The sequence below is a fragment of the Streptomyces sp. NPDC056128 genome (assembly GCF_042263835.1).
Taxonomy (GTDB): domain Bacteria; phylum Actinomycetota; class Actinomycetes; order Streptomycetales; family Streptomycetaceae; genus Streptomyces.
On the sequence record NZ_JBHJVQ010000064.1, the window covers coordinates 1 to 6,689 of the forward strand.

Sequence of the window (6,689 nt, forward strand, 5' to 3'; positions counted from 1 at the left end):
TCCTTATAAAAACAACCCTGCCTCCGGGGCCCGGGGGGGCCGCGCGGGGCCCCGGCCCCCCCCCCCCCGGGGGGGGGGGGGCCGGGCCCGCCGCGCCGTTCGGCCCTCGCCGAACTGACGGACGACTGGCTGTCGGGCCTCTTCGACGCGGGCACCGGCGGGCCGGGCCGAGGCGTCTCGCTCGTCGCCGTCGGCGGCTACGGGCGCGGTGAGCTGTCCCCGCGCAGCGACCTCGACCTGCTCCTGCTGCACGACGGGAGCGACGACAAGGCGGTCGCCGCCCTCGCCGACCGCCTCTGGTACCCCGTCTGGGACCTCGGCCTCGACCTCGACCACTCCGTACGCACCCCCGCGCAGGCCCGGAAGACCGCGGGGGAGGATCTGAAAGTCCAACTCGGTCTCCTGGACGCCCGCCACCTCGCCGGAGACCTCGGCCTGACCGCGTCCCTGCGCACCACCGTCCTCGCCGACTGGCGCAACCAGGCCCCCAAGCGCCTCCCCGAACTCCGGGAACTGTGCGCCGAGCGCGCCGAGCGCCAGGGCGAGCTGCAATTCCTGCTGGAACCCGACCTCAAGGAGGCCCGGGGCGGCCTGCGCGACGCCACCGCCCTGCGCGCCGTCGCCGCGTCCTGGCTGGCCGACGCCCCGCGCGAGGGCCTCGCCGACGCCCGGCGCCGACTGCTCGACGTACGCGACGCGCTGCACCTGACGACCGGGCGGGCGACCGACCGGCTGGCGCTGCAGGAGCAGGACCAGGTGGCGGCCGAGCTGGGCCTGCTGGACGCCGACACGCTGCTGCGGCAGGTCTACGAGACGGCGCGGGTCATCTCGTACGCCGGCGACGTCACCTGGCGCGAGGTGGGGCGCGTGCTGCGTTCGCGCTCGGTGCGGCCGCGGCTGCGCGCCATGCTGGGCGGCGGGAAACCGGCGCCGGAGCGTTCCCCGCTCGCCGAGGGCGTCGTCGAGCACGACGGCGAGGCGGTGCTCGCCCGCACCGCGCGTCCCGAACGCGATCCCGTGCTCCCGCTGCGTGCCGCGGCCGCCGCCGCGCAGGCGGGGCTCCCGCTCTCCCGGCACGCCGTCCGGCGCCTGGCGGCCACCACCCGGCCGCTGCCCACGCCCTGGCCCGCCGAGGCCCGCGAGCAACTGGTGACCCTGCTCGGCTCGGGCCGGCCCACCGTGCAGGTCTGGGAGGCGCTGGAGGCCGAGGGCCTGGTCACCCGGCTGCTGCCCGACTGGGAGCGGGTGCGCTGCCGCCCGCAGCGCAACGCGGTGCACCTGTGGACCGTCGACCGGCACCTGATCGAGACCGCCGTCCGCGCCGCCGGGTTCACCCGCCGCGTGCACCGCCCCGACCTGCTGCTGGTCGCCGCGCTGCTGCACGACATCGGCAAGGGCTGGCCCGGCGACCACTCCGTGGCCGGCGAGACCATCGCCCGGGACGTGGCCGCCCGCATCGGCTTCGACCGCGCGGACACCGCCGTCCTCGCCACCCTCGTACGGCACCACCTGCTGCTCGTCGAGACCGCCACCCGGCGCGACCTCGACGATCCGGCCACCGTGCGCGCGGTCGCCGACGCGGTCGGCTCGGAGCACACCCTGGAGCTGCTGCACGCGCTGACCGAGGCGGACGCGCTGGCCACCGGACCCGCCGCCTGGTCGTCCTGGCGCGGCTCCCTCGTCGCCGACCTGGTGAAACGCGTCTCGGGGGTGCTGGCCGGGGACCCGCTGGAGGAGCCCGAGGCCGCCGCGCCCACCGCCGAGCAGGAGCGGCTCGCCGTCGAGGCGTTCCGCACGCGCGGGCCGGTGCTGGCGCTGCGGGCCCAGACCGAGCCGCCCGCCGACCCGGCGTCGGCCGACCCGGCGGCGGTCGCCGGTCCCGAGCCGCTCGGCGTGGAACTGCTGATCGCCGTGCCGGACCAGGAGGGCGTGCTCCCGGCCGTCGCCGGGGTCCTGGCCATGCACCGGCTGACCGTCCGCACCGCGGAGCTGCGGTCCCTGCCGCTGCCGGACGGTGTCGAGGGCTCCGTGCTGCTCCTGGACTGGCGGGTCGCCGCCGAGTACGGCTCGCTGCCCCAGGCCGCGCGGCTCCGGGCCGACCTGGTCAGGGCCCTGGACGGCACCCTGGACATCGCCGCCCGGCTCGCCGAGCGGGACGCCGCCCATCCGCGGCGCCGGGGTGTGGAGCCGCCGCCGCCCCGGGTGACCGTGGCCCCGGCCGCGTCCCGGCTGGCCACGGTGATCGAGGTCCGTGCCCAGGACGCGCCGGGCCTGCTGTTCCGGCTGGGGCGGGCCCTGGAGGCGGCGGGGGTGCGGGTGCGGAGCGCGCACGCCTCGACCCTGGGCTCCAACGCGGTGGACGCCTTCTACGTCACCGGCCCGGAGGGCGCGCGACTGCCGGGGGAGGAGGCCGGGGACGTGGCACGGACCCTGGAGGAGGCGTTGCGGAGCCGTCCCTGACGGAGCGGCCCGCGGAATCCGGCGGGCGGGGACGAATGTCTTGCCAAGGCAGATACCCTGGAAGACGCTCAGACCGCCCCCGACTCCGAGGACCGACGCCACCGTGTTCGATACCCTCTCCGACCGCCTTAGCGCGACTTTCAAAAATCTCCGCGGCAAGGGCAGGTTGTCCGAGGCGGACATCGACGCCACGGCCCGCGAGATCCGCATCGCGCTCCTCGAAGCCGACGTGGCGCTGCCCGTCGTGCGCACCTTCATCAAGAAGGTGAAGGAACGCTCGCTGGGCGCCGAGGTCTCCAAGGCGCTCAACCCCGCCCAGCAGGTCCTCAAGATCGTCAACGAGGAACTGGTCGGCATCCTCGGCGGTGAGACCCGCCGCCTGCGCTTCGCCAAGCAGCCGCCGACCGTGATCATGCTGGCCGGTCTGCAGGGTGCCGGTAAGACCACCCTCGCGGGCAAGCTGGGCCGCTGGCTCAAGGAGCAGGGCCACTCGCCGCTGCTCGTCGCCTGTGACCTCCAGCGCCCCAACGCCGTCAACCAGCTCAGCGTCGTCGCCGAGCGCGCCGGCGTCGCGGTCTACGCGCCCGAGCCGGGCAACGGGGTCGGCGACCCCGTCAAGGTCGCCAAGGACTCCATCGAGTTCGCCAAGTCCAAGGTCCACGACCTGGTCATCGTCGACACCGCCGGCCGCCTGGGCATCGACCAGGAGCTGATGCAGCAGGCCGCGGACATCAGGGACGCCGTCAGCCCCGACGAGATCCTCTTCATCGTCGACGCGATGATCGGCCAGGACGCCGTCAACACCGCCGAGGCCTTCCGCGACGGCGTCGGCTTCGACGGCGTGGTGCTCTCCAAGCTCGACGGCGACGCCCGTGGTGGTGCGGCCCTGTCGATCGCCTCGGTGACCGGCAAGCCGATCATGTTCGCGTCGAACGGTGAGAAGCTCGACGACTTCGACGCCTTCCACCCGGACCGGATGGCCTCCCGCATCCTCGACATGGGTGACCTGCTCACCCTGATCGAGCAGGCGGAGAAGACGTTCAGCCAGGAAGAAGCCGAGGCGATGGCCTCGAAGCTGGCGTCCAAGAAGGGCCAGGACTTCACCCTGGACGACTTCCTGGCCCAGATGGAGCAGGTCCGGAAGATGGGCTCCATCTCCAAGCTGCTCGGCATGCTGCCCGGCATGGGCCAGATGAAGGACCAGATCAACAACCTCGACGAGCGCGACGTCGACCGCACGGCCGCCATCATCAAGTCGATGACCCCGGCCGAGCGCCTGGAGCCGACGATCATCAACGGCTCGCGCCGCGCCCGTATCGCCAAGGGCTCCGGCGTCGACGTCAGCGCGGTCAAGGGCCTGGTCGAGCGGTTCTTCGAGGCCCGCAAGATGATGTCCCGGATGGCCCAGGGCGGCGGCATGCCGGGGATGCCGGGCATGCCGGGCATGGGCGGCGGCCCCGGCCGACAGAAGAAGCAGCAGAAGAAGGCCAAGGGCAAGCAGCGCTCCGGCAACCCCATGAAACGCAAGCAGCAGGAGCAGGAGGAGGCCGCCCGCCGCGCGGCCGCCGCGCAGAACGGCGGCGCCCTCGGACTGCCCCAGCAGGGTGGCCAGGACTTCGAGCTGCCCGACGAGTTCAAGAAGTTCATGGGCTGACCTTGGGCTGACAGCCCGATCGGTGTGTACGGCGCTGGGGCGCCCTCTGTCGAAGGGGGGCGCCCCAGCGCCGTACATGCACATGCCCAGGCGTCTTTCCTGTCGTAACGTCCGGATATGACCAACCCGTCCCCGCCGCGCAAGGCCTCCGAGCCGCCCTGGCGCACCGAGGGCACACCCGACGAGCCTCCGAAACCGCCGCCCGGTGGCAGGAGGATGCGCGGCGGCTGGTGGAACCTGGTCCTGGCCGCGCTGGTCGTCTACCTGATCGCCAACCTCGTGCTCTCGTTCTTCAACGAGGGCGACGAGCCGACCATCTCCTACACGGAGTTCAGCAAGCAGGTCGACGAGGGCAACGTCAGCAAGATCTACGCCAAGGGCGACGCGATCGAGGGCCAGCTCAAGAAGGAGCGCGACAGACCCGACGGCGACGGGACGTACACCAAGTTCACGACCGAGCGGCCCACCTTCGCTGACGACCGGCTCTGGGACGACCTGACGAAGAACGACGTCACCGTCACGGCCGAACCGGTGGTCCAGCACCGCAGCTTCCTGTCGAACCTGCTGATCGCGCTGGCCCCGATGCTGCTCCTGGTGGTGCTGTGGATCTTCATCGCGCGGCGCATGAGGGGCGCCCTGGGCGGCGGCGCGGGCGGCATGCTCGGCCGCAAGGCGCCGCCCAAACCGGTCGAGCTGGAGGCCGGGGAGCCGCGCACCACCTTCGCGGACGTGGCAGGGATCGACGAGGTGGAGGGCGAACTCAGTGACGTCGTCGACTTCCTGAAGAACCCGGACGCCTACCGCCGCATGGGCGCCAAGATGCCCCGGGGCGTCCTCCTGACCGGTCCGCCCGGCACCGGGAAGACGCTCCTCGCGCGTGCGGTCGCCGGCGAGGCGGGGGTGCCGTTCTTCTCCGCGTCCGCGTCCGAGTTCATCGAGATGATCGTGGGCGTGGGCGCCTCCCGGGTGCGGGAGCTGTTCGCCGAGGCCCGCAAGGTCGCGCCGTCGATCATCTTCATCGACGAGATCGACACCATCGGCCGCGCGCGCGGCGGCGGCTCCGGCATGGGCGGCCACGACGAGCGCGAGCAGACGCTGAACCAGATCCTCACCGAGATGGACGGCTTCTCGGGCTCCGAGGGCGTCGTCGTCATCGCCGCCACCAACCGCGCCGACATCCTGGACCCGGCCCTGACCCGCCCCGGCCGCTTCGACCGGGTGGTCAGCGTCTCGCCCCCGGACCGCGGCGGCCGCGAGGCCATCCTGGACATCCACACGCGCGAGATCCCGCTCGCCCCGGACGTCGACCTGGCCCAGGTCGCCCGTACGACCCCGGGCATGACCGGCGCCGAACTCGCCAACCTCGCCAACGAGGCGGCCCTGCTCGCGGTCAAGCGGAAGCAGGACCGGGTGACGCAGGCCAACCTCTCCGAGGCCCTGGAGAAGGTGCAGCTGGGCGCCGAACGGCCCCTGGTGATGCCCGAGGAGGAGCGCCGGCGCACCGCGTACCACGAGAGCGGGCACGCCCTGCTCGGCATGTTGCAGCCGGGCGCCGACCCCGTCCGCAAGATCACCATCGTGCCGCGCGGGAGGGCGCTCGGGGTGACGCTGTCGACGCCGGACGCCGACAAGTACGCGTACACCGAGGAGTACCTGCGCGGCCGGATCATCGGCGCGCTCGGCGGCATGGCGGCCGAGCACGTGGTGTACGGCGTGATCACCACGGGTTCGGAGAGCGACCTCGAACAGGTCACCAACATCGCCCGCGGCATGGTCGCCCGCTGGGGCATGAGCGAGCGGGTCGGCCGGCTCTCCGCCCTCCCCGGCGACGCGCAGCAGGCGTACGGCCTCGCCGCCGCTCCCCAGACGCTGGACGCCATCGACGGGGAGATGCGGCGGGTCGTCGACTCCTGCTACGAGGAGGCCGTCCGCAAGCTGCGCGACCACCGCGAGCGGCTCGACGCGCTGGCCGAGTCCCTGCTCGCCAGCGAGACGCTGGACGAGGCGGAGGCGTACCGCATCGCCGGGATCACCCGGCCGGCGAAGGACGATCCGGAGGCGTGAGCGCCGGACGTTCCCGCTTCTGCCCGTTCCTACTTCTGCGGGAACTTCCAGATGTACGGCTCGCCGTCCTCCTCCGACCAGTGCGCCTCCACGCTCTTCGCGCCGGCCGGAATCACGTACGTCTCGCAGAAGACGTGGCTCTCGCCCTGCTTCCAGCTCTCGACGTCGTACGGGTCCTCGCAGCCCGCCGCGTCCTCGGAGGCGCCGACGAGGACGCTGCCGCGCTGCCCGTCGGCGAAGACCGTGGCGCCGTCGTGCACGTCGGAGCCTTCGGTCAGGGCCGGTCCGCTCTTGTGCGTGTACTTGATGTACGCGGTGGCCAGCACCTTGCCCTTGACGTCCGCGGCGTCCGCCACCGCCTTCGCGGCCTCGGCCTCGGTGCCCACCTCGACCTTCTCCGCCACGACGTCGTAGGTGACCTCGCCCGGGTCCTCGGCGACCTTCCCCGTCGCGCTCGCGCCCGTCGCCAGCTCGCCGCCCGAGGCCGCCTCGGAGGGCGAGGGCGATGCTG

General features: G+C 73.1%; 3 protein-coding genes and 1 pseudogene. 3 read left to right on the top strand and 1 reads right to left on the bottom strand.

Annotation, left to right across the window (positions count from 1 at the left end; all coding sequences use genetic code 11):
* Positions 1-78: 78 nt before the first annotated feature.
* From ACFC1X_RS40465 to ftsH, 3 genes and pseudogenes are all read left to right on the top strand, one after another.
* Positions 79-2,460: pseudogene (locus ACFC1X_RS40465) on the top strand ([protein-PII] uridylyltransferase); the annotation flags it as partial.
* A gap of 103 nt (positions 2,461-2,563) precedes the next feature.
* Entirely contained in the window at positions 2,564-4,114 is a 1,551-nt protein-coding gene (gene ffh, locus ACFC1X_RS40470; protein WP_376364691.1) for a signal recognition particle protein, read from the top strand.
* Between the two features lie 117 nt (positions 4,115-4,231).
* Complete coding sequence (ftsH, locus tag ACFC1X_RS40475; RefSeq protein ID WP_376364694.1) at positions 4,232-6,178, top strand: ATP-dependent zinc metalloprotease FtsH; 1,947 nt, start codon at positions 4,232-4,234, stop codon at positions 6,176-6,178.
* A gap of 29 nt (positions 6,179-6,207) precedes the next feature.
* On the opposite strand, the gene ACFC1X_RS40480 is transcribed toward ftsH, so the two are convergent.
* Positions 6,208-6,689: hypothetical protein (locus ACFC1X_RS40480; RefSeq protein ID WP_376364697.1), on the bottom strand; the 482-nt coding region annotated here is incomplete at its 5' end.